Origin of the sequence: Photobacterium ganghwense (genome assembly GCF_003025595.1) — a bacterium.
GTDB classification, from domain to species: domain Bacteria; phylum Pseudomonadota; class Gammaproteobacteria; order Enterobacterales; family Vibrionaceae; genus Photobacterium; species Photobacterium ganghwense.
In genome coordinates this window covers 79,630-104,345 of record NZ_PYMI01000004.1, presented here as the reverse complement: position 1 = coordinate 104,345, position 24,716 = coordinate 79,630, and the positions used below count along the sequence as shown (strand labels likewise).

The following is a 24,716-nucleotide window of genomic DNA, read 5'->3' as shown; positions in this document are numbered from 1 at the left end:
TATTAAGGCAACGACTCAAAGCATTCATTTGAAGATAAATTGGCTATTGATTAGTGTGCAAACTATTTTTTGTGTGACTTAATTTCATTGAATCTTGATGTTGTAGGATTAACTTAAGATTAAATGATCATTTTTTGCCTAAATTACATTGATCTTGACTTTTATTGTCTAAAAATGGTTATATATTTTCATCGTGTTGATTATTACAGGGCTAAATATTCTTGCTGAGAGTGTTTGTCAGGATCATCATCTGACTTTTTAACGGGTGGAAAAACTCGCTCACTGGTCAAATAATGCTTCTGTAGAACATCCCTTCTGTAAGTTGGATGACAGTATGAGTAAACGTATAGACAAATACAGTATCGACAATACCGATTACACCGTAGGGCAGGACAACATCCAGAAATGGGGATTTGATGTCCATAACCCTGTGTTTGGAACCAGTGCTGGTCTGATCCTGCTGTTCCTGGTTGCAGTGCTGGTCAGTGACCCGGCAGCAGCTAAGTCGGTACTGAATGGTGTTAAAAACAGCATTATCAATGGGTTAGACGCATTGTTTATCTGGGCTGGTAACATTTTTGTGCTCTTTTGCCTGGCCTTGATTGTGTCGCCATACGGTAAGATCCGTATCGGTGGTAAAGATGCCGAAGCGGATTATTCCCGTACTTCATGGCTGGCAATGTTGTTTGCGGCCGGTATGGGTATCGGTTTGATGTTCTGGAGTGTGGCTGAGCCAGTTGCTTACTACACCGGCTGGTATGAAACCCCATTGAATGTCACGCCGAACACGCCTGAAGCTTTTGAAGTGGCAATGGGCGCAACTATGTACCACTGGGGTCTGCACCCGTGGGCAATTTATGGCGTGGTGGCATTATCCCTGGCATTTTTTGCTTTCAATAAAGGCTTGCCACTTTCTATTCGCTCGATTTTTTACCCGATGCTGGGGGATCGCGTTTGGGGCTGGCCGGGTCATATCATTGATATCTTCGCGGTGCTTGCCACGATGTTTGGTCTGGCTACGTCGCTCGGTCTGGGGGCTCAACAGGCGGCAAGCGGTATCGAACATGTGTTCGGTATTGATGGCGGCATTGGTCTTCAGGTGGCAGTGATTACGGTTGTGACCTTGCTGGCTATCTTTTCCGTTGCTCGCGGGATCGATGGTGGTGTGAAACTGCTGAGTAACATCAATATGCTGGTTGCACTGGCACTGTTAGTGTTTGTTGCGCTGGTGGGCTTTTCTGTTTCGATGAGCACAGTGCCGACGACGGTTGCTGGTTATGTGAAAAACTTTGTAGCGTTGAGTAACCCTCATGGCCGTGAAGATCAGGCTTGGATGCACGGCTGGACGGTGTTTTACTGGGCTTGGTGGGTGTCATGGTCACCATTTGTGGGGATGTTTATCGCACGAGTGTCGAAAGGCCGTACTATTCGCGAGTTCATGATCGCGGTGCTGATTGTTCCTACACTGGTAACAACACTGTGGATGTCCGTTTTTGGCGGTCAAGCGATTGATCAGGTCATGAATGGAATTGGTGTTCTGGGTGAGAAAGGTTTGACAGCGGTACCGCTGGCGATGTTTGAGATGTTTGAGTCATTGCCAATGAGCACGCTGCTGTCGGTTATCGCTATTATTCTGGTGATGGTGTTCTTTATTACCTCTTCAGATTCCGGCTCGTTGGTTATTGATAACATTACCGCAGGCGGTAAGATGGACTCTCCTATGCCGCAGCGTATTTTCTGGGCAAGTATGGAAGGGGCTGTTGCTGCTGTACTGTTGTATGTCGGTGGTACCGAAGCGATTGAAGCACTGCAGGCCGGTGCAATATCCACTGCCTTACCATTTGTCTTCATCCTGCTGCTGATGTGCGTCAGTCTGGTTATGGGCTTCCGCACTGAGCGCTTCCGCGACTGATTCATTCGACAAGCTTTTCAACAAAAACGCCGTCAGTTATGACGGCGTTTTTTTATGGGCTGTTTTTATGGTCTGTTTTTATGGATATAGATGAATTGTGACTATAGCCAGATTTCTGACAACGGTGTATCCGGCGAAAAGTGATAGGCAATTTGCGCTTGCAGCAATTCCGCAGTGGCCAGTGCATCGGTCAGTGCGTGATGGGGATGATAGGCCGGCAACCCATAACGCGTTCGGCTTCGTCCCAAACGAACCGAGTTGGGGCGGATGCCCCGCATACGTTTCAGGAAACCGCCGTGATCCCGTTGTTGAATCGCGGACTCAATCGCCATGGTATCGACCACCGGAAAATGAATGCGTTCGCCCAGCCGGGATTGCAATGCTGCAGCCATGAATTCGCGTTCAATCTTATGGTAGTGGACCACGACCACTTTTCCGGCCAACGCGTTGAGCACTTCTTCCAGTATTTTCAATAAATCCGGTGCATTTTCCAGAGTGGAGTGGGTGATGCCATGAATGACCACGGATTCTTCGTTGAGCGGGCGCTTCGGGTTAACAAACCATTCTGCCGATTCCCGGCAGCGAATACGCTGTAACGTGAATGGCACCAGCCCGATACTGATGATTTCATGTTTCTTCGGATCTAAGCCGGTAGTTTCAAAATCCAGCGCGACAAAAGGAACATCACAGAGTGGAGTATCGCCACTCACCATCGGCGCAGCGTAATACGCTTTCAGTCGTTCATCCTGCGCATTTTCTTGCAGGGTTCTGAAAAAGGTCGGCCAGTCAGGGGTGGCTCGGGTGTTGAGCAGCGGGCGACGCATTTGTTCGCGGGTGAAGGTAAAAATGCTCATTAGCGACGATTACCCTGATAACGGAATTTAATAAAGTTCTGGGCGTTGCTCAGAATCTGAAACGCGTCTTTCAGGTTTCGACGTTCGAAATCAGACATGTTTTCCGGCTCAATGCTGTTATCCGCCTCAATGCCGGCTTCAATGTCCAGCGCCTGATGGCGGATTCGGACCATGTAGATGAACTCCATCGCATCACGTAAATCCTGTCCCCGGCCTTTAGGTAAAATGCCGGCGTCAATGATGTCATCAAGACGTTCAAACGAGTTTTGCGAACGTGAACCAACGGCCAGCGCATGCACCCGAATCAAATCCGCCAGCGGAGCAGTCCCACGCCGTTTAAGGTTGATGGAATTGTTGTGTCGGCCATCTTTTTCCATCACAAAATCTTTAAAGAAACCCAGTGGCGGGGTACGGCTGATGGCATTTCGTGCCAGACAGGCCAGAAAACGGTTATTTTTTCGTGCCCGACGAACAATGAAGCTATTGAGTTGCTCTGCCCATTTGACCCGGCCGTATATACCGTCCAGATCGAAGAAAATGGAGCTGTTCAGCAAAGCCTGGGGTTTAGGATTATCAATCCATTCTGCAAAACAGGCTTCCCACTGCGAGCGGGTTTTACGCCATTCAGCATTGGTTGCCATGATATCGCCGTCACAGTAGCTGTAACCACAGGCGGCCAGACCGTCACAAATGAAGGTAGCCAGTTTTTCGAAGTAAGCACCGTGTTTGGCTTCGTCATAACGATCATCGAGGATCAGTGCGTTGTCCTGATCGGTCACAATCAGCTGCTCGTCACGGGCCATCGAACCCAGAGCCAACAGGCAGTAGGGCACTGGTGGCGGGCCAAACTCCTCCTCAGCCAGTTCAGCCAGGCGCTGTTTGAAACTGCGACCTATTACTGACATGGCGCTGCCGACCATGTGAGCGTTGGCGTCTTCGTTAACCATACGCACAAAGCAATCTTTGACCTGCTCAGATAACACCCGCAGGTCATGAACGGTTTTCTGCTGATAAATCGAGCTGACTAAGAGCAGGCTGTTCTGGGATTCGTAGCGGACAATGTCTGTCATGCCAATAATACCAATGGGATCGCCTTTGCGAATCACTGGCAGATGGTGCACGTTGTAGCGCAGCATGGTCAGCATGGCTTCGAACACATAAGCGTTGTGATCAAGAGTGATCACATCGGTGCTCATCACATCTTCAATCGGGCTGGTTGGATCAAGTCCCTTTGCCAGCACACGTGAGCATAAGTCGCGGTCAGTCAGTATGCCAACCAGCGGCTCAATGTCATCGTCCTCACCGGCAGGCATGGGGTTAACGACCAGAATGGCAGAGACATTTTCTTCTGCCATGGTCATGGCGGCTGCCTGGATAGTAGTATCGGCACCAACCTTCACGGGTTCACGGGCGAGGAGTGTGCGGACTTTCGATGTGGTGAGATCATTTTCCTCAGACTGGTTGGAAATGGCATTCCGCAGGCGGGCACTGTCTTCCACTTCGACAAAGTCAGCAAAGGAATCATACGATTCGCACAGCGAATTAAATACAGCTTCTGGAATGCAATAAACCAGTGTATCTTCAATAGCGCGGGCGGGCATGCGGACACGGTTATTCATCAGAAGGCCCATTTGTCCAAACAGGGCCCCCTCATCAATGCGGTTGTAAAGCTCACCTTTTCGACGATAAATCTCTACGGCACCGCTGCGGATCATATATAAGTCGTGAATGTCATCGCCAAAATTCACGATCATGGTATCTGCACGGTAGTATGCGACCTCGACGTTCAGGGCAACGTCCCGAAGGCTCTCCTCTGGGAGCTGGTTAAATGGCGGATACTGACTGATGAAATTCAGTATTTCGATTTGTTCGGCTTCCATGGTATGGCCTGTGTTGCTTGAGTGTTGCTAACCAGTATACATGAAACCGCATCAACTTGCTTTAAATTCAACCTGTTAGAAGGAAATGACAGTGACTTTGATGAAGAACTGCACCTATTGCGAACACGGCGATGAAATCCTTACGATTTTCAACTATGCCATTGAACATACAACGGCATTATATGAATACGAGCCCAGAACGGATGCGGTTATCAAAGCCTGGTTCGAGGGAAAAACAGAGCAAAATTACCCGGTGATCGGCGCGTTTACCCCAGATGGCACCCTGATGGGGTTCGCTACCTATGGTCGATTCCGTCCTCAGCCCGCTTTTCAGTACACGGTAGAGCACAGCGTATACCTTAACCCTGATTATTTCGGGCAGGGTATTGCTGCGCTACTGATGGAAGAGATTATCAGACAGGCTAAAGAGCAGGGCTATCACGTGATGGTTGGCGCCATTGATGCCGAGAATAGCGCCAGCATTCGTCTGCATGAAAAACTGGGATTTAACGCCGCAGGGCTAATCACGCAGTCTGGTTATAAGTTTGATCGCTGGCTTGATCTGGCCTTTTACCAGTTGTTGTTAACGGAGTGATCTCTTGTCTGTTAACGTCAGGTGATGGTCAATTATGACGAAAATCTGATCAATTATGCGACGATAAACACTAAAACCCTGTTTTTTATTGAAGTCCTGGTTAATTGATACATAATACTGTTCATATATCCAGTTTATGAGACGAGGCTGTCCGGTCTGGTCATACGCGGAAGGTACAAATTCCATCTGCGTGTACGCCGGTAACTGGTACAGCCTGGTATGTGATTACAGTGGCTAATTTCAAAACACACCTTGGAACGGCCGCGCTAACCAGTAGTTTGGCGGCCACCGCTCTGCTTTCTGCAGGGCATGTTGTGCCGATCACCGCACTTTGGCTGATGTTGCTCGGCACCATCGGCGGATTACTGCCCGATATTGATTCTGACAATTCCACATCCATGGCGACTCTGTTTCGGTTGTTTGGAGGGTTAATCACATTCAGTGTGGTCGGTCACATCTATCAAATGGTGTCGATGCTTGAGCTGATTATTTACGGCACCTTCTGTTACTTCACCATTCGTTACAACTTTAAAGCAACTCTTGAGAAGCTGACCGTGCACCGTGGTTGCTGCCATTCGGTCGCTTTTATCATGCTGGCCGGACTGTTTGTCGTCTGGCTACTGCACTTGCTGGGCTATCAGGAGGTAACGGCGTGGTTATCCGGACTGTTTATTTTCAGTGGCGGAGCCGTTCACCTGCTATTGGATGAAATCTACAGCGTAGATTTAGCCAACCGGCGGCTAAAAATGTCATTCGGATCTGCGTTGAAGATTTTTTCGCCACGAAATCCGTTCCTGAGTGCCTTACAGTGCCTGTTAATTGCGGCACTGTATGTGCATAGTCCACCGCTGGAGAAAACCTGGCAGACACTTTCTCATTGGAGTGACTTTCGGTTTAAGCCAGATTGGCTGAACAGGAAAGATGTTGTCGGATTTTTTGATAGTTTGTTGGCTTCGACACGTGACAGTATTCATCATGGTCAGTAACGAGTCCATGTCGTGGCGGGGGATTTGCAGTTGTTGCTGACGAAGTGCGCATGCTGGCTGCCCGAACACAAGATTCAATCCGTGAAAAACAGGTGCTCTGTGATGATTAACCACTAAACATCATTGCAGGGTGTTCATTCAAAAGGGAGCTTTGGCTCCCTTTTGTGATTGAACGGTTGTTGTCGTTATGACAGTAAAACAGTGAGGAAATCTAAGTCGTTTAAAGGTCGGGGAGTTATAAGGATAAAGCCCTGAAGCCTTGCAGAAAAACACCAGAGAATCATGGCACTAAAGTCACTGTGTTCATTAATGATCGTAACAGCGGGATGTGCATGACAGGTCAGGGGGCTTTTTAATAATCGGCTTTCATTTAGGTTAGGGGAGTTACTTATCGGCCTTTTGCCTGCAAATGTCGTGAAAAGCGACGACTTGGTTCTTACCATGTTTTTTGGCGTGATTCAGCGCAATGTCTGCCTGACGGACTAATTGCTGAGCATGGTAATTGCCGTCCTGCTGCGTTTGTGTGCCGATACTGATGGTAAAGGACAGGCATTTGTCATCCTGAACCGTGACAGAATGATGCGCCACATCCTGACGCAAGCGCTCAGCCAGCATGTGGCAGTATTGTTGCGGCGTATTGGGTAACAGGATCAGAAATTCCTCGCCGCCCCAGCGCCCGATGAAATCTGTCTGTCGGAAACTGTTTTTACAGCTTTGGGCAAACAACGTAATGACATCATCGCCGACATGATGGCCATAGGTGTCATTGATGGTTTTAAAATTGTCGATGTCAATAAACAGACAGGAAATCGGATAACCATACTTGCGGGCACGGCTGATTTCACATTCCAGAATGCGCTCAAATCCATGCCGGTTTGTCAGCCCTGACAATGAATCAATGTAGGCTTTTTTCTCTAATGAACTAAAGTCGTTGTATTTTTCGGTAATGTCGATGACCGAAAGTTGGACCGCCATCTTGTCTTTCCAGTGAATGATAGACTCGGCAATCAGAACATGAACGACTTCTCCAGAAGGTTTGGTCAGGCGGAAGGTCATAATACGTGGTGATGCCTGGCCACTCATCAGTTCAGCGTAAAATGCCCGTTCGGCTTGAGGGTCACAATCACACAGAACGCTGAGCAGGTCGGGTAAGTTAAGCAGGGTGTCTGGATTTTCGGCACCAAAAATTCGGCATAAGTTGTCGTCAACATACTCAATGTTGAAATGGTCATGAATCAAAATCCCGAATGTCGACGCAAACGCATTATCCTGATCTTGTTGTAATCGTGGGTATTTCGCCATCAATTGTACTACTTTTCGTGGCCTGTCTGAGAATCGTTTTTTATGCCTCTACGGCATCATTAATAACACAGGTATCAATATCATTAATATGTGATGTTGATTCCAAAAATTCAAGGGTAATCGCATTTTAAACGTTAATTACTTTTAAGAATCAGACCTCTGTCATCTTTTTAAATCATGCATACGGTTCGTAAAGAATGCACATGAGTGTAAAGAAAGTTAGACGTTATTTGTCTGATGAAAACTTGTTGTTATGAAATTGTTGTGTTCCAATGTTTTCAACAAAAATACTCAGGACAACAAGATGTTAATGACATTTGGCTATATGTTTGGTGGCGCATGGCTAGGCACCTTGAGCGGGGTCCCTATGGGCGGGATGTTTGGTGCAATGATTGCTGTATTAATGGGCGGCAAACTACATCGGCCAATGATATTGCCAAATGTAACATTAATAATTATCCAGATTGTACTGGGTGTTAGTGTCGGCAGCCTGCTTGAAGTGAAGCAGTGGCAGGAAACGTTCACTTTTGAGTTAGGTGTCGGGCTAGTGTTTTGCTTGTCATTACAAATGCTGACAGGGTATTGGTGGCTGAGAAAAATGGCTAATTGGGGCAAAGACGAAAGTTTGCTCGGCTGTTTTCCCGGTGCAATGGGCGCGGTACTGGCCATTGCCGACAGCCAGAAAGCGCCGTCACAGCGTGTAGTTTTCACCCATACTGTCCGGCTCGTTACCCTGATGTTGTTGGCCACGGCCATTGCTATGTACGGTTTACCCGAGGTCACGCAGGCCGCTCAGGCGGCGGAGGTCGTTGATGTCGCGCCACCTGTGGACATGGTGATATTGGGCGCAGTAATGCTGGTGTCCTACGTGGCTGGATTCGGACTGGGGAAATGGGGGTTGCCCGCAGCTTATATGGTCACCAGCCTGGTTGTCACAGCTGGTGCTCGTTACTGGTGGCCGGACGCAAATGTAAGGCTGCCGGAGGCAACCGGGATGATAGCCATGGTACTGCTCGGGGGGCTGGTTGCTGTGCGAATTCAGACGGTCACATTTCGGCAGATGCTCAGCTATATGGCTGCAGGCGTGGCGGTAATGTCACTGGGACTGTTGGTGACCCTGTTGGTGGCATTGGTGTTCAGCTCGCTGACCGAAAAATCGTTTCTTGTGCTGGTGATGTCCTGGGTGCCGGGAAGTGTCGAAGCCATGACGGCAACTGCGTTGATGTTGGGGTTGGAACCGGCTTTTGTGATGCTGAGTCATGTGATTCGTTTATTGGTATTGCACATATTGCCGGTCATTTGGATGTGTAAAAACAAGTGGGCGGCCAACAGGGTCTGAAGGCTGACATCGATTCAGAGACGACGTCTGACATGACTTTGGGTATGGCATCTGGCTCATTCGTTGAAAATTATAAGAAGTAGTGAAGAATCTTGGTTCCTCGCAATGTCGTTCTTTGTACGATCAAAGTAGGGTGCATACACCGAAAGGGTGGCGAAGCGTTGCCCTTGGTGTCAGTTGCTCTTGGTGTAGGTTGCCTTGGCCGTAAATGGGGGGCGTGATACTCAATTCCATGCCCCAAGATGGCGTGAGGTGTGATGAAAACAGCGCCAAACATTAACACTATTGACGCCATAGGCTCTTGTTAAGCGTTTTTAGCTACATCACTGGCAAAATACTGTACCACCTCAGTCAAATCATGCTTCAAATATTCTAATGTGTGAGGTTGAACGAAATGAAATTTGAAATCTTCCTCACTATCAAACCTTTCCCACAATAAAAAGCGACTCTTATCATTGATGCATTGATGAAGTGTAAAAATTGAGCATCCTGGCTCTTTTAATGTCTCATCGCAAAGTTTCTTAAGGTGTTGAAATGCTATATTGATGTCCACAGATTCTTTGACTTTTAACTCTGCTGTAATGTAATAACCTTTGTTAAACATGAATGACTCCTTTTTAGTGAAGTCAGTACACTAACTCCTAGAGTTCACTCTAGGTCAAGTATTTTTTCGTCATACGCGTTTATTTTGTAGCGTACTATTTCTAACTCATCATTCAGTCGTTCTATCTCGCGTTCTAAATTGACCTTATGAGTTAAAAGTAATAATTTTCTATCATGCAATGTATTAGTGCCGGCTAAGCGTAGTTTCGCAAACGTTTTGATTTCCGCTAGTGGCATGCCTGTAGATTTTAATCGCTTAATCCAAGTCAACCATTCGATATCTGTTTGATCGAATATGCGTTGTCCAGAAACATTTCTACGAATATTCAGTAATAGTCCTTCTTTTTCATAGTACCGTAGCGTATGAATTGAAATATTTGTTTTTTCTGATACTTCAGAAATTTTCATATTAACTCCCTATTAAACGCTTGTATGGATAATAAGCTTGTCATTTGGGTAATGTGAGACCCAAGCTTTAGCTGCAACTAAAGCTTCTTATGCGGTAGTTCGTTTAAACGCTGGCTCCTCTGTCGAGAGACCGATAACAAACATGAACGCCGCATAGGACTCCAAGCATCAACCTCGAATAGTCGACTGGGTCTCGAACCCGCATTTCGCAAGCAAGAGTTAGCTTATTATGAATACAAGCACACATCAAAACATTCATGTAGGTGTTGATACAGGTAAGTCACAACTAGACATTTTTATTCGCCCAATTGATATCTTTTTTACTGTTAACAACGACGAGAAAGGTATCAAAGAGGCCATCAAAACAATCAAACAACATGTCCCACAGCGTGTTGTTGTCGAAGCAACTGGACGTCTAGAAATGCCGTTCATCATTGCTTGTTCAGAAGCAAAACTTCCCTTTGTTATTGCCAACCCCATACATATAAAACGGTTCGCCGGAGCCATTGGTCAACGAGCTAAAACAGACAAATTAGATGCTAGACTCATTGCTCACTATAGCGAGGCCATTCAACCTAATCTGACGCAACTGAAACCTGAAAATATGCGTTTAATGAGTGATTTAGTCGCTCGCCGTCATCAACTGCTGGCCATGCAAACCATGGAGAAAAACCGATTACAATCATTACCAAAACATCTGGCTGGCACCATCAAACCCGTGCTCACGACCTTTAAAAATCAGATAGAAAAAACTGAGCAAAAAATCCTATCTCTCATTGAATCATGCCCCGAGTATCAAAACAAAAATCGTCTTCTGCAGAGCGTTCCCGGCATCGGAAAAGTCGCAGCTGCATCCATCATTAGCAACGTTCCTGAGCTTGGGCTTATTACCAACAAACAAGCCGCTGCACTCATTGGTGTTGCCCCCATCAATCGAGAAAGTGGACGCTATAAAGGCAAGCGAGTCATTCAGGGGGGACGAGCACAAGTACGCACCGTGCTCTACATGGCTATGATGTCTGCAATGCAGTGTAACTCTGTTTTTAAAGATACTTACCAGCGACTTTTAGATGCAGGGAAACCGAAAAAAGTCGCCATTATTGCGTGTGTAAGGAAGATGGTTGTGATCTTAAATTCGATGCTTCGAGATGGCGTCATGTGGAACGAAAACATAGCCAGAAATTAGCTATTGACGCCATAGTCGTTTGTTATGTGCACTTTAGAGTTTTTGTGAATAATTAAGTTCTATTTCTTGTGTCGAATTGAATTGGTTAAACATGACAAATATCTTGTAAATGATTCTGTAAAATCACCTACGTCATCTTCATTACCGTCTATAGCATTCAGAACAATAGATGCATAACTTAAAGTATGATGTGCATAGCAAACTGGTTCTGCAGTTTCCCAAGCTCTTTGCAATTCTGATTCAGGTAAATAATGGCGCCAATTTGACAAATAATTCTTGATTAGCTTCTGCTTCAAACTCGTTTCTGAAAACTGATAAATGAAATTACCGTCCATAAATGGATGAGTAATGCAAGCATCGCTCCAATCAAAAAACAAATAAGATTCGGCAGTTCTTGCCATGTTACCTTCATGTAAATCGCCATGAACAAGACAATCTGGCAAAGAATATTATTTAAGATTGTGAACTGCTATTTCTAATTTCGACAAAAGGTTACTATCAAAAACAATATTTTTATCGTTTAAAATCGCTGCAATTTTGGGTTGGTTAAAATGCCAAATGAGTTGTGTTGCTAAATTTTCGATACTTCGTGATTGGCACCCTGATTGTTGTAACTTATTAACATGCTCAACAGATAAACTCTGTGCCTCCCCCCATATCTGGTATGCGTCATTCCACACCGTCAAATCTACATCTTCATCCAGCGGCTCCCCAAAATCACTAGTTAGTTGCCAACGTCGATCTTTATCAATAGCTAAAACATCCGGCACTTTATCCTTGAAAATATGAGCAAGAAGGTTACAGACACCCGCTTCATTAGAGAACAGTGGCAATGATGCTGTTGCTTTAAAATATACATTTCCTTTTTCTGTTGGAATGCGCCACACATCACCTAAAAACCAATCTTCGACAATGATTAATTCATCAACTTTCTTGTAATTTAGTTGTTTAAGTGTATTCTCGATCCAGTATTTGTCATCAAGCTTCCAATCAGAAAGGTGTTTAGAACACGGTTGAGTACTCATTCAAAGTTTGCCTTTAACTATGCGCTTGTCAATATGCGCTATCCCAATGGTATGGTGCATTATGTCCAAATTTTCTATCGAGCGTTTAAAGTCATCACTCTTAAACAGCTTGTTAGTTGCGTAGCTTGCCACTGGCAGAGTAATAGAGATACTGAACCTCAATCTAAATTATCTGGTGTATGAAGATTGGTACCGCATACTGTACATTTGTAATCACCAGTTGCTTCACCTTCCATTAATGCACCAACTATTGCAGCAAATAGACCCGAGAAGAAACCTTTAGCTTTTTTCTCAGTTACTTCCTTTGGCTTAGAGAAACTTACGTACCTATGCAGCGTAACTTCTTTACAATTACAACAAAACGCCCTTGTCTCTTCAGAACCGTACATTTTTACCAATCTGATTACTCCCTGTAAGCTAATTTTCCCCAAGCAACTAACGCCCAATTAAGGTGTGAGGCACGCAATACCGAAGCTTCCGCATAACACCGTAACCACTAAAACTAACGCATAGTAAAAATGCCACGCGTGCCGAATCCCTCTTGAACAGTTTGTTATGTGCGTGCTAATTGAGGTACTTTTGCCAATGTTGCTGACCTTTCAAAACTACTCTGTAATCTTCGTAGTCCAATGAACAGTAGAGCTTTTTAGCTGCAACATTATCATCACCGACTTCTAGTGTGATTTTGAGGTAATCATTATCACGACAATACTGTTCGATACCATTCAGTTGCGCCCTGCCAACACCTTTACTGCGAAAGCTATCCGACACCATAAAGTCATGGATATTCATCACTCTTTGCGCACGATAAGTTGAGAACGATTCAAAACAAACCGCAAAACCGGCAGGCTTGTTGTCGACAAAACTGATAAATCCGTGGAAATAAGGCAGCGCAAACAGCTGAGCAATAACAGAGGGATCTAGTTCAACCGAGAATCCAGATAGGTACTCTCTGAACAAAGTCTCGAATATACCTTTATCCTCAATGCTTTCTGTTTCGATACGCCTAATTGTAATTTCCATATTCATTTCCACCAAAGCAACGGAGTGTTGGACGTCCCTCTTAATGGCCTTGTTAGGTGCATTATTCACACCAAACATCACAAGTTTCGCCTCTATTTAAGTTTAATAGCTTCGCGCTAGCACATGCACCATATGGACTACCTTCTATAAATTTTACTTGCTCACCTGTTTCCCAACCGAGACAATAAGTTTGTGCCTTAAAGGTTTCGCCATTAATGATAAATAACTCGTCATTATTAGCAATTTCGATTGGATAGCCTTGAACGCTAGGAGCTTTGGGTTTAGTAGTATCAGTTTTAGCATTAAGGTCTACAGTTCCTAAATGGTCTTCTACAGACCACTTTATTTCACCTTTGCCTTCTATATACATTTTTACCCAAAGAGGGCTGATATCTGCGGGAAATATTTTGCCTTCGAATAAGAGCGGCGATAACTTCATAGTCCACTTTTCGAGTAACAGCCTATCTCCCTTAGCTGTTACAACGATAATATTGTCATCATCTATTTCCTTTTCAATATAAACGTTCATTACGTCTGCGAACGTAGAAAAGGAAATGAATATCCCTATGATAGCAACAAGGCTTTTGAACATACTCCGATCCTTCTGTGCACCTAACGAATGACATGGACTCCCCCTCATCAGGCTCTGCCACACTAGGTAAGTCTGACTACCGCCTGGAGGCCACCATGTCACTATCAATTTATGGCATTGATTTAGCCAAACATTCGTTCAGTATCCACGGCGAAGATGAGCAAGGCAAGATACTGATCCATAAAACAATAACTCGGTCTAAAGTCCTTTCCACCTTTGCCAATATCCCGCCAGCTATTGTCGGGATGGAAGCCTGTGGAGCCTCTCACTATTGGGCTCGAGAGCTCACTAAACTTGGGCATACCGTTAGGATAATGGCGTCAAAATATGTGACGCCTTTCAGGACGGGGGCCAAAAATGACCTCAACGATGCCGTCGCTATCTGCGTGGCTGTCACCCGTCCTTCAACGCGCTTCGTTAAAATCAAATCACCTGACCAGCAAGCTATTTTGCTGCTACATCGAGCCCGTGATAACTGGGTTCATGAGCGAACAGCCTTACTTAACCAACTGCGAGCAATGCTGGCCGAGTTTGGTATTATCGCCCCAAAGGGTCGTCATGCTATACAAAAAGCCATTCCCGAAGCACTTGAAGATGCTGAAAACCAACTGCCCGACTTAGCAAGAGCTATCCTCTCCGATAGTTACGAGCACTTACTCAATATCAATAAGCGAATCGCTGACCAAGAACGCTGCTTTGATATGCTGGTTTCACGTAGCCATAATGCACAGAAAATCATGAAAGTGGCTGGCATTGGCCCTATTACCGCCACCGCCGTCATAGCAAGCATCGGTAAAGGTGAGCAGTTCGACAAAGGGCGCGACTTTGCTGCTTGGCTCGGGCTGGTTCCGTCACAATACTCAACCGGAGGTAAGCCCCGGCTTGGCCGAATAACCAAAAAAGGCGATAAGTACCTCAGGACATTATTGGTTCATGGTGCCAGAGCTGTTATCTCCGCCATCGGTAACAAGACTGACCGCTTGAGTTTATGGTGTAAAAACTTGGTCGAACGGCGAGGCTTCAAGCGGGCCATTGTGGCACTGGCCGCCAAAAATGCTCGGATAATATGGTCGCTACTCAGTAACGGCACCGAATACCAACCAATATAAAAGCCAAACTGTTTTCTAAAGGAATAAATAGCTTCACCGGGTCATGGCAATAGCCAATGATGATGTAAGGTTCAGACCTTTTGCGGGAAAACCTGATAATGCGGCGGGCACTGTAGATGCCTTCTAACGAATGAGGACCCGCAACCGCGTAGTGTCATCAGGGTCATGGCGTTGAACGCCAGTAAACAGACCGAATGTAGAGCGGCAGTCCCAAATCTTGCATCACCTGACGCTGTTGTTGACAACCGGGGGAGTCCATGTAGCTCGTTAAGGGGTGAGCAACGCAATACCTAAGCCGCCACATACCACCTTAAACACTAAAACCAACGCATAGTTAAAATGCCACGCGTTGCGAATCCCTCTTGAACAGTTTGTTAGGCGATTGTTGCTCGCATATACTCCTCGTGCACTGACTCCCTCAAAGCCAACATATACTCAGATGTCCTATTTTCAGGAAGATTAGTTTTTCTTTTTGGGCTGTCTGCGTTTTCCTGCCAGTAACGAAGCCTTTGGAAAAGTTTACTACCATAACCATACTTCTTCCCCCACATAGTAGAGAATGTATGCTCAAGCCTACCAAAGTACTCTTCTGGCTCTTCAGTAGATCTAGGAAGCATCATATCTGCTATTTTGGCAATGGCTTTGTCCATACTAGCCAGTAGCCACAATTGGTCAGTGTCTTTGTTAGCTAATGTTAGCCAGTGCTGAAGTAATGCCAAATCCCACCCCGCATTCCTGACGCTTTTCATTGAGCTAGACTTGAGCATTTTAGGTATTTTCTCGCCACTAAAGTAAATCGCCATGAAGTAAAATGCAGGAGCACAAAAAACATACTCCTCAAACATCCACTCTAATAACGACTTCACAGCTTCGTAATCGTTGTTACACTTGGAGCGAATGCTCAACCCTTTTTTGATGACAACTATATTAAACTCGAAGGCTTTGACACGGTATTCCGTGTCAAAGTTAATTAACTCGCCTGCTTGATAACGAGGGACAACTTCAAAGGGGATAGAATTAATGTTATTTAATGCTATATCCAAATATATATTTGCGTCCAAATTATCCGCTGAACGGAAATAACTCAGCTCTTCATCTGCACGTTCAACAGAAGAGTTTTCAATGTATTCATGGTATGAAAGACCCGGTTCCGATTTGATACTTGAAGCATTAAAAAAGGCTTGAAGAGCTGCGGTCAGCCTATGGCAACGGCTCACTTCAAACTCTGGCGATAGATCAACACCTTTAACCAAGTCAATAAGATATGAGACGATGTTTCTATCAAGCAAACAGCTAACCTGTTGGTTACTGTTCAACAAATAATTTTCAAGTTTATACGCATGGTCAGTGTCAATTCCATAAGGATTCAACAAGATTTTTGACTCAATCAAAGGCTTTTCGATCTCTTTAAAGTCGCTGAGCCTTTCTTGGTATATTAGTACTTCCATGCTTTCCTCAAATCGCCTAACAATTTATTATAAGGCTCTGCGCCTGTTTAGTCCGTTTCTAGGCTGCCGTTTAGTTCCAGAACGACTGACGTTCAATCCATGACAAATCAATGTGACAGGGCAGGGATAGTTCGCTTAACTGCATATATTCCGGATGTTTGCCCGATAGTCTTCCCAAAACTGACTATACCGTTAACCTGTGTATATACTCAGTATTTTAATCTGGTCACGATAACGATTTCATCATTGCCAATGTTAACCTTGGTTCCAATTTCGATGAATGTACCGCATCACAATATTGTTTGATTATGTGATGAAATACTTATCAATCTAATGCGCATTATGTGCATCTGAGTAATGAAAGAGCGGTGTCTCACTTAAGCAGATAGTGGCGTGTAGGTGAATTGCGGAAACCCAGCGTCTAAAAATAACAAAACGGTATGAAATTAGAGCACTTATAATGAGGTTTTTAATCAATTCTGAGAATTGCAAGTGTGATGAATGTTGTTCTGACAATTGCATACAATAAAGTACAAAGTCCAGATTGCTAACTCGTATGACGACGACTAGCCTAGCACCAAATTTGAACACTGTATCATTGGTGCAATCTATGAACTTGTGGACGGCAGCCCAAGACACCTATGCCAAGCGTGTCGTAGTTAAAAATATAAAGAATGCAACCTGGCAGAAAAAGTCGGCGTATATCGGCAAATATATTGTTCGCGGTATGCTGGCTTACCGTCAGTTACAAAGCCTGTATGACCAGTTTTCATTTGGCGAAAGGCAAATGTTGCTGGAGAAGCAGCCTGAATTCTTCTTAAAGTGTATGCGACCATACTTGCGTGACGGTCTGTCAAAACAGCAGACAGTTGATGTGATTTTGCAGCATTATGGCTGGTTTGAATCCACATTTTCACACTCAGTGCGTCGTGCCGTGTATCAGGACGGTTTTGTCCTCAAATCCATTCCACTGGAAGCGTCCACTCTTCAGCTTCGGTTAATTCACGACAGCAAATTTCATCGCGAAGGGGAACTGACACTTGTTCTTTGTGATGAACAAGGCACCAAATATTACATGGTGACGTTTATTGTTGTCGGAAACAAAGCCTATATTGGTGGGCTTCAGGGTGGTAGAGACATGCAGGATTTCAGTCGCATGTTTACCAAAGGGTTATACGGCCAGAGACCGAAGTCGTTTGTGGTTGAAGCCCTGCGCATGGTATTAGAGCTGTTAGGGATTAAGCAGTTGTTTGCGGTAAAGAATGACGCTCATGCTTATTCGTCTAAGCGTTATCGCAAGAAGCCGGTTATGATGGACTACGATGCATTATGGGCAGAGCTGGGCGGTACAGAACATAACCGATGGTACTATGAACTGCCGGTAGTGGCTGAGCGCCGTCAGCTGGAAGAGATTAAACGACCGAAGCGTAAAATGTATCGTGAGCGCTATGAATGGCTCGACCAATGCCGAGATGACCTTGCTTCACAGCTTTTGCAGGCGGCTCGCTGAACCTGTTATCACTCATCAGATAGCACTTCTTCGTTAGCAGGGACGCTAACGGCAGAGTGTCCACTTTTTTGATTGTTTGTTCTCATTCCTTTTTATTTTTCTCACTCTTTCTAGTGTTCTTTCATCTCGATGTTCAGCTTAAGACATTTTATCAATGTCAGTATTGGCGAGAGCTATAGCCACCATAATCATTTACTACTCGCTACCCACTCCCAGCAATAAAAAATAAACCCAACCAGAGAGGATGATTTTAAGCCCGTTCCGTTTTAATCCGGGGTGGGAATTTTGCGTGATAAGCGGTCAATACCGCCAATGGTGGTAAAGAACAGTTCCAATTCCATCATGATGCCGGGATTGAGTTTGTAATCAAACTCATCCTGAAAATTTAATTCCGGTGTTACTGCCAGATAGAGCCAGTCTTTATACAGCCGATGTTTCCAGGACATGGAAACCCAGGAGTTGGTGATAGAGTAGTTGGGGCGAGAGTCTGCACTAACGCCAAGCGAATATTGCATCAGGTTACTTTCGTTGATTCGGTCGAAGATCTCTGCCTGATTAACAAACTCCCAATTATCATCGTCATCCAGAAACTGGGCGCTGGTGCTCAGTTTCAAAATAGTGGTGGGATCTGTGGGACTGGCGAAATAGAAGTTCAGCGACGTTAATGATCCCGGCCCTTTTGAATGGTAGTAAAAGAGTTCCTGCTTGATTCGGGTCGTCCAGTTATCACTAACCTGATCAACGCGCCAAATCTCTGCCCGGGTAAAGGGATCAAGGGGAAGTTTGATCTTCAGACCTAAATCAAGGTTTGTTTTCCAGTTTCCCCAATTACGACCTTGTGCACGAAAGCCGCCAATCGCCCCATTGCTGCTGTCGCCATTACTGATACCGCGTTGTTTGTCTTCAAGGCGGTCAAAATCATCCGGGTCTGTGTCAAAAATCAGCTTCCAGTTTTTTTCTGTGTGGGGGAGATCCAGCTTCAGTCGAACACTGGCATCACCGTCAAAGTACTCGCGGTGGCTGTAACGGGGCTTGAAGCGAATTTTCAGATAGCTACGGTTTTCCATCGGCTCTTCACCGTCCTTTTTCGAAAGGTAATGGTCGAATGCAGTGCTGTAGTCATGGATGCTATCTGATATGGAGTCCTGAGTTTCGTTTAACCAGTCTTCCAAATCCGAATCGTCCTCCGCATCTTCATCCGTTTCAGCAACAGCAGTAAGGCTGGCGTGATTGACGGAGGTTGTATATGGGTTCGCGGAGGTTGTATAAGGATTTAGGTGGGTGTCGGTTTTCTCCTCGTTTAACGCTTTATTGCCAGTCTCAGTATAAAGACTATCAGCCGCGTTAGAAGGCAGTGAAAAGGTTAACGTAACGGCTGGAATCACACACCGCCAACAATTAAACGAGAACAAAAATAAGGGTTGGAACCGTTTGTTCATTTTCCCTCCTGTTATTATTCTCACGTTAACCAAACAATCTGTTTAATTATAGTTTTTGTGCCACACCTGATAGTTAATCAAATCTGGAGTTATAAAATGAGATCTTATTCCAACTTTTAAAAAGAGACTTCTGCAACATTCCGGTGTATCACTCAGGATTATTGGATAAATATAGCCTAAACAAGAGTTTATTTCCGTCATATTTCATTACACTCTGACAGGCCAATTTACTGGGCGTTACTGGCTCTTCGACTATCCTTTACTTGTATGCAAAATGTGACATGCAAGTATGGCTAATTGGAGTACGCCTATGGACACTGTAGATTTTGACGGAATCAAGCGTGATATTTCTGATAAAGTTTCCTCGATTTTTGAAAACTTCGAAGAAAGCAACAGCCGTTTACCTACCATGGAAGAATTCAGGGCTTTATTTGATAGTCAGGCAGAACAGTATATCGGGCCATTAGATAAACTGACCGTAGAACAGGGAGGAGCGAAATATGAACGATTCCTCGAAAGAGAACAGAAGCTTTGGCGTGCAGTAAATGAACTGGAGGCTGAACAACGGTGCTTGCGCTCTGACAGCTGATAACGAGTGTCAATACGCTTTGTGAAGACCACGTGTTTTTCTGGTACACACTCACAGACAAAAACGAAGGAAATCGCGAGATTCCCTTCGTTTATTTTTGTTCCGGTATAGTTAGCTGATTCGTAAAGACAAACTATAAAATTATTACATACACTGATTACGCTCCTGAGCACTGCGAAGCGCCAGTGACACATTGGAGCGTGGTGCAATCCCCAGCGACTGACAGATCATCCATCCGGCTTCGGCCAACTTGTTGAGGTCGATGCCTGTATTGATCCCCATCTGCTGGCACAGATAAACAACATCTTCTGTGGCGACGTTGCCGCTGGCACCCGGAGCATACGGGCAGCCACCTAATCCAGCGGTACTGCTGTCAATGGTGCTGATGCCCATTTGCAGAGCCTGGTAGATATTGGGGAGTGCCTGACCCCAGGTATTGTGGAAATGAACAGCCAGCAGGGAGGGGGGCACAAGCCTGCTCACGGCTTCCAGCATACGCGCTACCCGCAAAGGGGTGCCTGTGCCTACGGTATCTCCCAGTGAAATTTCATGGCAGCCCATTTCCAGCAGCGTTTGAGCAATCAGGGCGACTTTGTTGGGATCGGTTTCACCGTCATATGGACAGTCAATCACACACGATAGATAGCCCCGAACCGGTATCTCATGAAGCTTGGCCAGCGCCATAACAGATTCAAAGCGTTGCAGGCTTCCACTGATTGAGCAGTTGATGTTGTGCTGACTGAAGCCTTCTGAAGCCGAACCAAAGATGGCAACTTCGCTGGCTTCAGCGGCAAGCGCCATTTCAAAGCCCTGAATGTTCGGGGTCAGGGCGGAGTAGGTTACCCCCGAGTGACGTTCAATGCCTTGCATGACCGACATGGAATCGGCCATTTGAGGAACACGTTTAGCTGAAACAAACGACCCCGCTTCAATATGGCGAACACCGCAGGCAGAAAGTGAATTGATAAACGCAATTTTGGCTTCTGTACTGACCTGTTTTTCATTTTGAAGGCCATCACGGGCACCCACCTCGACAATTTTCACTTGCTTTGGTAGATCCTTTGCCAGGGCGTCAGCGGTCATCATGAAATTACTCATGTGGCACGCTCCATACTGGCCGTCGCTTCTCGAAGAAGGCGTGCAGACCTTCCTGACCTTCAGACGAGGTGCGTATCTCTGCAATCAGCTGACTGGTATGTTGTCTCAGCTCGTCGTCGAGTGGCATCAGTTCGCAGGTTTTACACAGGGCTTTTGCAGCCTGCAGTGCGGCCGGGCCGTTTGCCAGAATCTGCCCGGTTAATTGCGCCAGCAACTCGTCCCGTTCTTCTGCCGTGACCACCAACTGATGAACCAGTCCCATGGTTTGGGCCTGATAGCCGGAGAATCGCTCAGCGGTCAGCATAAAACGCCGGGCCTGACGTTGTCCCAGAGTCCGGCAGACATAAGGACCAATAGTGGCAGGGATCAGCCCCAGTTTGACTTCGCTCAGGCAGAACGAGCTCTCCTTCATCGCAATAACGATATCGCAGCAACATACCAGACCCACTGCGCCGCCGAATGCACTGCCCTGTACCAGTGCCAGCGTTGGCGTCGGGAAAGTATCAAGTTGATGAAGTAATTCAGCCAGTTTGGCGGCATCCTGTTCGTTTTCCTCCTGGCTGAGGTTAACCATCGACTGCATCCAGTTCAGATCCGCCCCGGCGCTGAAATGTTGCCCGTTTGCAGTGAGGGTCAACATGCGAACGTCACCTGACTCGCGTAACTGAGTCAGGTAGCGAAGCAGATCAGCAATACAGCGATCGTCAAAGGCATTGTGTTTGTGAGGACGATTCAACGTAAGGGTGGCGACTCCATTGGTCGCCAGAGTACAAAGAACAGGATCGTCATCTTGATGGTGGAAAATCTGTTCAGCGCTCGGCGCCGGATGTGTTTCGACTGTCATTTGACTCTCCTTTACATCCTGAAAATACCGAAGGTGCTTTCTTCTATCGGGGCGCGCAAACTGGCCAGCAGCGCCTGACCCACCACTTCGCGGGTCTTGCGCGGATCCAAAATGCCGTCGTCCCACAGTCGGGCACTGGCATAGTAGGGTGACCCCTGATTGTCGTAGAGCTCGCGGATGGGTTGCTTGAAGGCTTCTTCTTCGTACTTCGTCCAGGTTTCACCGTTACGACGCTTATTATCACGGTTCACCTGTGCCAGAACCCCCGCCGCCTGCTCGCCGCCCATGACCGAAATACGGGCATTCGGCCACATCCACATCATCGTCGGGCTGTAGGCGCGACCACACATGCCATAGTTACCGGCGCCGTAAGACCCCCCGATGATGACGGTAAATTTCGGCACATCGGCACAGGCCACAGCCATCACCATTTTGGCACCGTGTTTGGCAATACCTTCTGACTCGTATTTTTTGCCGACCATAAATCCGGTGATGTTCTGTAAAAACAGAAGCGGGATCTTACGTTTGCAGCATAGCTCAATGAAATGCGCCCCTTTCTGAGCAGATTCAGAAAACAAAATGCCGTTATTGGCGACAATACCTATGGTTTGTCCGTACAACCGGGCAAAGCCACAAACCAGTGAGGCACCGTACATTGCTTTGAATTCATCAAATTCCGAATCGTCGACGAGGCGGGCGATCACTTCCCGAATCTTAATAGGCTTGCGCAGATCGGTACCGACTATGCCGAGCAGATCATCGATTGGGTACAGCGGTTCTTTGTACTCAAGCGGTTGGAAATCAAAGTGCGAGTAATCCGGCGTTTTGTAGTCAGCATCGTGCAACCCCGATGGACTGTTCGCCATGGATGTTCTCTTCGGCGGGATCGTCGGAATCGGCGACATGCCGCAGTTACTCACAGCCTGACGAGCCAGGCTGATCGCGTGCTTTTCGTCTTCAGCAAAATAGTCAGCGACTCCGGACGTTTTACAGTGGACATACGCCCCGCCCAGCTCTTCTGCTGTAACAATCTCACCTGTCGCGGCTTTCACCAAAGGGGGGCCGGCGAGGAAAATGGTGCCTTGTTCTTTGATAATGATTGATACATCGGCCATCGCCGGTACATAAGCCCCGCCAGCAGTACAGGAGCCCATCACGACCGCGATTTGCGGAATGCCCTTGGCTGACATACGAGCTTGATTAAAGAAAATACGGCCGAAGTGATCCCTGTCTGGAAAAACGTCTGCCTGATGGGGCAGGTTCGCCCCGCCGGAGTCCACCAGATAAATACACGGCAGGTGACAGCGCTCAGCAATTTCCTGCGCTCTAAGGTGTTTCTTCACCGTCAGGGGGTAATAGGTTCCGCCTTTTACCGACGGGTCGTTGGCGACGATCATGCAATCTATGCCATGTACGCGTCCGATACCGGCAACCACACCGGCACAGGGAATGTTGTCATCGTACACTTTCCAGGCCGCAAACTGGCCGATCTCGAGGAAACGAGAATCCTGGTCGATCAGCATCTCGATACGGGTTCGGACCGGGAGCTTTCCTTTCTTACGTTGTTTCTCAATCAGTGCAGGGCCACCGCCTTGTTTAATAGTGGCAATATGGGTGTCCAGCTGATCGATCAACGCCGCCATATCCCGATAGTTATCGGTAAAGTATTTGTCATCGCGATTGATGGCAGTTTGAATAGTCGCCATGGTCTGTCCTTACTTAGATTCTTCAAACAACTCACGGCCAATCAGCATCCGTCTGATTTCCGATGTTCCTGCACCAATTTCATACAGCTTGGCATCACGCAATAAGCGGCCGGCAGGGAATTCATTGATGTAGCCGTTACCGCCCAGCAATTGGATGGCATCGAGTGCCAGTTGGGTAGCGAGTTCAGCCGCATACAGAATGACCCCAGCCGCATCTTTACGGGTGGTTTCACCGCGATCACAGGCTGCCGCTACCGCATACACGTACGCACGTGCCGCATTGGTACGGGTGTACATGTCGGCCACTTTGGCCTGTACCAGCTGGAATTCACCGATGGATTTCCCAAATTGATGGCGATCGTGAATATACGGCAGAACCAAATCCATACAGGCACGCATGATGCCCAAAGGCCCACCGGCCAGCACGACGCGTTCATAGTCCAGGCCACTCATCAGCACCTTGACGCCTTCATTCAGCGGGCCAAGCACGTTTTCAACCGGTACTTCGCAGTGCTCGAACACCAGCTCACAGGTGTTTGACCCACGCATGCCAAGCTTGTCGAGTTTCTGGGCGGTGCTGAACCCCTTAAAGCCTTTCTCTATGATGAACGCGGTGATTCCGCGGGAACCGGCGCTGGGCTCCGTCTTGGCGTACACCACCAGAGTGTCGGCATCAGGCCCGTTGGTGATCCACATTTTGTTGCCGTTCAGAATGTAGTGATCACCGCGTCGTTCTGCTCGTAGCTGCATGCTGACGACATCGGATCCTGCATTGGGCTCACTCATGGCCAACGCACCAATATGCTCGCCGCTGACCAGTTTTGGCAGATAGCGTGCTTTCTGGGCATCTGTACCATGACGGTGAATCTGATTAACACACAGATTGGAATGCGCACCGTAACTCAGGGCAACCGACGCGGAGGCACGGCTGATCTCTTCCATGGCAATCACATGGGCCAGATAACCCATATCGGCACCACCGTATTCTTCGCTGACGGTGACACCAAGCAGACCCATTTCACCCAGTATTGGCCACAGGTGATTCGGAAACTGATTGTCGCGGTCAATTTGTTCAGCCAGTGGGGCAATCGTCTGTTCGGCAAAGCCGTTTATTTGCTCCCGCAGCATGTCAATTGTTTCGCCTAAGCCAAAATTCAGCGGTGTAAACCTGTCTTTCATAGCCACTCCCGATTAGGTATTGCGGCAACAACAAACTTCTGCCGATAGATAACTGTTTGGTTAATTACACGATGCGTTTCAAGGTGTTG

Annotated in this window: 24 protein-coding genes; 8 read left to right on the top strand and 16 right to left on the bottom strand. The window is 46.7% G+C overall.

Annotated features, from left to right (window positions below; translation table 11 throughout):
- Positions 1-334 precede the first annotated feature (334 nt).
- Positions 335-1,912 carry a BCCT family transporter gene (locus C9I92_RS14810; RefSeq protein ID WP_047885812.1) on the top strand — a complete coding sequence of 526 codons (1,578 nt, stop codon included), beginning with the start codon at positions 335-337 and terminating at the stop codon, positions 1,910-1,912.
- 101 nt (positions 1,913-2,013) lie between these two features.
- On the opposite strand, the gene C9I92_RS14805 is transcribed toward C9I92_RS14810, so the two are convergent.
- Positions 2,014-2,766 carry a 3'-5' exonuclease gene (locus C9I92_RS14805; protein WP_047885811.1) on the bottom strand — a complete coding sequence of 251 codons (753 nt, stop codon included), beginning with the start codon at positions 2,764-2,766 and terminating at the stop codon, positions 2,014-2,016.
- Positions 2,766-4,646: a DUF294 nucleotidyltransferase-like domain-containing protein gene (locus C9I92_RS14800; RefSeq protein WP_047885810.1), complete on the bottom strand. Its 1,881-nt coding sequence runs from the start codon at positions 4,644-4,646 to the stop codon at positions 2,766-2,768. The genes C9I92_RS14805 and C9I92_RS14800 overlap by 1 nt, the downstream gene beginning before the upstream one ends.
- 100 nt (positions 4,647-4,746) lie before the next feature.
- On the opposite strand from C9I92_RS14800, the gene C9I92_RS14795 reads away from it, so the two are divergent.
- On the top strand, positions 4,747-5,241 hold the full coding sequence (locus C9I92_RS14795; RefSeq protein ID WP_107193897.1) for a GNAT family N-acetyltransferase: 495 nt from the start codon (positions 4,747-4,749) through the stop codon (positions 5,239-5,241).
- A 230-nt stretch (positions 5,242-5,471) separates the two neighbouring features.
- Positions 5,472-6,227, top strand: a complete 756-nt coding sequence (locus tag C9I92_RS14790; RefSeq protein WP_047885808.1) for a metal-dependent hydrolase — start codon at positions 5,472-5,474, stop codon at positions 6,225-6,227.
- A 384-nt stretch (positions 6,228-6,611) separates the two neighbouring features.
- On the opposite strand, the gene C9I92_RS14785 is transcribed toward C9I92_RS14790, so the two are convergent.
- Entirely contained in the window at positions 6,612-7,529 is a 918-nt protein-coding gene (locus tag C9I92_RS14785; protein WP_053061864.1) for a GGDEF domain-containing protein, read from the bottom strand.
- Positions 7,530-7,833: 304 nt separating this feature from the next.
- Here C9I92_RS14785 and C9I92_RS14780 point away from each other — a divergent pair, with 304 nt between their 5' ends.
- On the top strand, positions 7,834-8,868 hold the full coding sequence (locus C9I92_RS14780) for an AbrB family transcriptional regulator (RefSeq protein WP_047886318.1): 1,035 nt from the start codon (positions 7,834-7,836) through the stop codon (positions 8,866-8,868).
- A gap of 304 nt (positions 8,869-9,172) precedes the next feature.
- Here the strand turns inward: C9I92_RS14780 and C9I92_RS14775 are convergent, their stop codons facing one another.
- Both C9I92_RS14775 and C9I92_RS14770 read right to left on the bottom strand, forming a co-directional pair.
- A complete protein-coding gene (locus tag C9I92_RS14775; RefSeq protein WP_047885807.1) occupies positions 9,173-9,472 on the bottom strand; it encodes a putative quinol monooxygenase in 300 nt (99 codons plus the stop codon).
- A gap of 44 nt (positions 9,473-9,516) precedes the next feature.
- On the bottom strand, positions 9,517-9,879 hold the full coding sequence (locus tag C9I92_RS14770) for a MerR family transcriptional regulator (protein ID WP_047885806.1): 363 nt from the start codon (positions 9,877-9,879) through the stop codon (positions 9,517-9,519).
- 229 nt (positions 9,880-10,108) lie between these two features.
- Between C9I92_RS14770 and C9I92_RS14765 the strand changes: the two genes are divergently transcribed.
- Positions 10,109-11,065 carry an IS110 family RNA-guided transposase gene (locus C9I92_RS14765; RefSeq protein ID WP_047885805.1) on the top strand — a complete coding sequence of 319 codons (957 nt, stop codon included), beginning with the start codon at positions 10,109-10,111 and terminating at the stop codon, positions 11,063-11,065.
- A gap of 59 nt (positions 11,066-11,124) precedes the next feature.
- On the opposite strand, the gene C9I92_RS14760 is transcribed toward C9I92_RS14765, so the two are convergent.
- The 5 genes from C9I92_RS14760 to C9I92_RS25585 all read right to left on the bottom strand — a co-directional run bounded on the left by C9I92_RS14760 (position 11,125) and on the right by C9I92_RS25585 (position 13,705).
- Positions 11,125-11,508 (bottom strand): phosphotransferase, encoded by a 384-nt coding sequence (locus C9I92_RS14760; protein ID WP_107193876.1) that lies wholly within the window; start codon positions 11,506-11,508, stop codon positions 11,125-11,127.
- Positions 11,509-11,514: 6 nt separating this feature from the next.
- Positions 11,515-12,090, bottom strand: coding sequence for a hypothetical protein (locus C9I92_RS14755; protein ID WP_047885804.1), 576 nt, complete (start codon positions 12,088-12,090; stop codon positions 11,515-11,517).
- Between the two features lie 158 nt (positions 12,091-12,248).
- Positions 12,249-12,479 (bottom strand): hypothetical protein, encoded by a 231-nt coding sequence (locus C9I92_RS14750; RefSeq protein ID WP_207104245.1) that lies wholly within the window; start codon positions 12,477-12,479, stop codon positions 12,249-12,251.
- Between the two features lie 175 nt (positions 12,480-12,654).
- Positions 12,655-13,113, bottom strand: a complete 459-nt coding sequence (locus C9I92_RS14740) for a GNAT family N-acetyltransferase (RefSeq protein WP_047886317.1) — start codon at positions 13,111-13,113, stop codon at positions 12,655-12,657.
- A 61-nt stretch (positions 13,114-13,174) separates the two neighbouring features.
- Positions 13,175-13,705: a hypothetical protein gene (locus C9I92_RS25585; protein ID WP_053061862.1), complete on the bottom strand. Its 531-nt coding sequence runs from the start codon at positions 13,703-13,705 to the stop codon at positions 13,175-13,177.
- 95 nt (positions 13,706-13,800) lie between these two features.
- On the opposite strand from C9I92_RS25585, the gene C9I92_RS14730 reads away from it, so the two are divergent.
- The gene (locus tag C9I92_RS14730; protein ID WP_047885803.1) at positions 13,801-14,814 is read left to right on the top strand and encodes an IS110 family RNA-guided transposase; all 1,014 of its coding nucleotides are present in this window, start codon (positions 13,801-13,803) and stop codon (positions 14,812-14,814) included.
- A gap of 374 nt (positions 14,815-15,188) precedes the next feature.
- On the opposite strand, the gene C9I92_RS14720 is transcribed toward C9I92_RS14730, so the two are convergent.
- Positions 15,189-16,262, bottom strand: a complete 1,074-nt coding sequence (locus C9I92_RS14720) for a hypothetical protein (RefSeq protein WP_047885802.1) — start codon at positions 16,260-16,262, stop codon at positions 15,189-15,191.
- Between the two features lie 610 nt (positions 16,263-16,872).
- Here C9I92_RS14720 and C9I92_RS14715 point away from each other — a divergent pair.
- The gene (locus C9I92_RS14715; protein WP_047885801.1) at positions 16,873-17,772 is read left to right on the top strand and encodes a VirK/YbjX family protein; all 900 of its coding nucleotides are present in this window, start codon (positions 16,873-16,875) and stop codon (positions 17,770-17,772) included.
- A gap of 266 nt (positions 17,773-18,038) precedes the next feature.
- Here C9I92_RS14715 and C9I92_RS14710 read toward each other — a convergent pair whose 3' ends face one another.
- Positions 18,039-18,944 carry a hypothetical protein gene (locus tag C9I92_RS14710; protein ID WP_169776038.1) on the bottom strand — a complete coding sequence of 302 codons (906 nt, stop codon included), beginning with the start codon at positions 18,942-18,944 and terminating at the stop codon, positions 18,039-18,041.
- A 577-nt stretch (positions 18,945-19,521) separates the two neighbouring features.
- Between C9I92_RS14710 and C9I92_RS14705 the strand changes: the two genes are divergently transcribed.
- Complete coding sequence (locus C9I92_RS14705; RefSeq protein WP_047885800.1) at positions 19,522-19,800, top strand: hypothetical protein; 279 nt, start codon at positions 19,522-19,524, stop codon at positions 19,798-19,800.
- A gap of 144 nt (positions 19,801-19,944) precedes the next feature.
- On the opposite strand, the gene C9I92_RS14700 is transcribed toward C9I92_RS14705, so the two are convergent.
- From C9I92_RS14700 to C9I92_RS14685, 4 genes are all read right to left on the bottom strand, one after another.
- Positions 19,945-20,883 (bottom strand): hydroxymethylglutaryl-CoA lyase, encoded by a 939-nt coding sequence (locus C9I92_RS14700; protein WP_047886314.1) that lies wholly within the window; start codon positions 20,881-20,883, stop codon positions 19,945-19,947.
- Between the two features lie 7 nt (positions 20,884-20,890).
- Positions 20,891-21,742 carry an enoyl-CoA hydratase-related protein gene (locus C9I92_RS14695; protein ID WP_053061860.1) on the bottom strand — a complete coding sequence of 284 codons (852 nt, stop codon included), beginning with the start codon at positions 21,740-21,742 and terminating at the stop codon, positions 20,891-20,893.
- 11 nt (positions 21,743-21,753) lie between these two features.
- Positions 21,754-23,385, bottom strand: a complete 1,632-nt coding sequence (locus C9I92_RS14690; protein ID WP_373689512.1) for a carboxyl transferase domain-containing protein — start codon at positions 23,383-23,385, stop codon at positions 21,754-21,756.
- Between the two features lie 72 nt (positions 23,386-23,457).
- The gene (locus tag C9I92_RS14685; protein WP_047885798.1) at positions 23,458-24,627 is read right to left on the bottom strand and encodes an isovaleryl-CoA dehydrogenase; all 1,170 of its coding nucleotides are present in this window, start codon (positions 24,625-24,627) and stop codon (positions 23,458-23,460) included.
- Positions 24,628-24,716 lie beyond the last annotated feature (89 nt).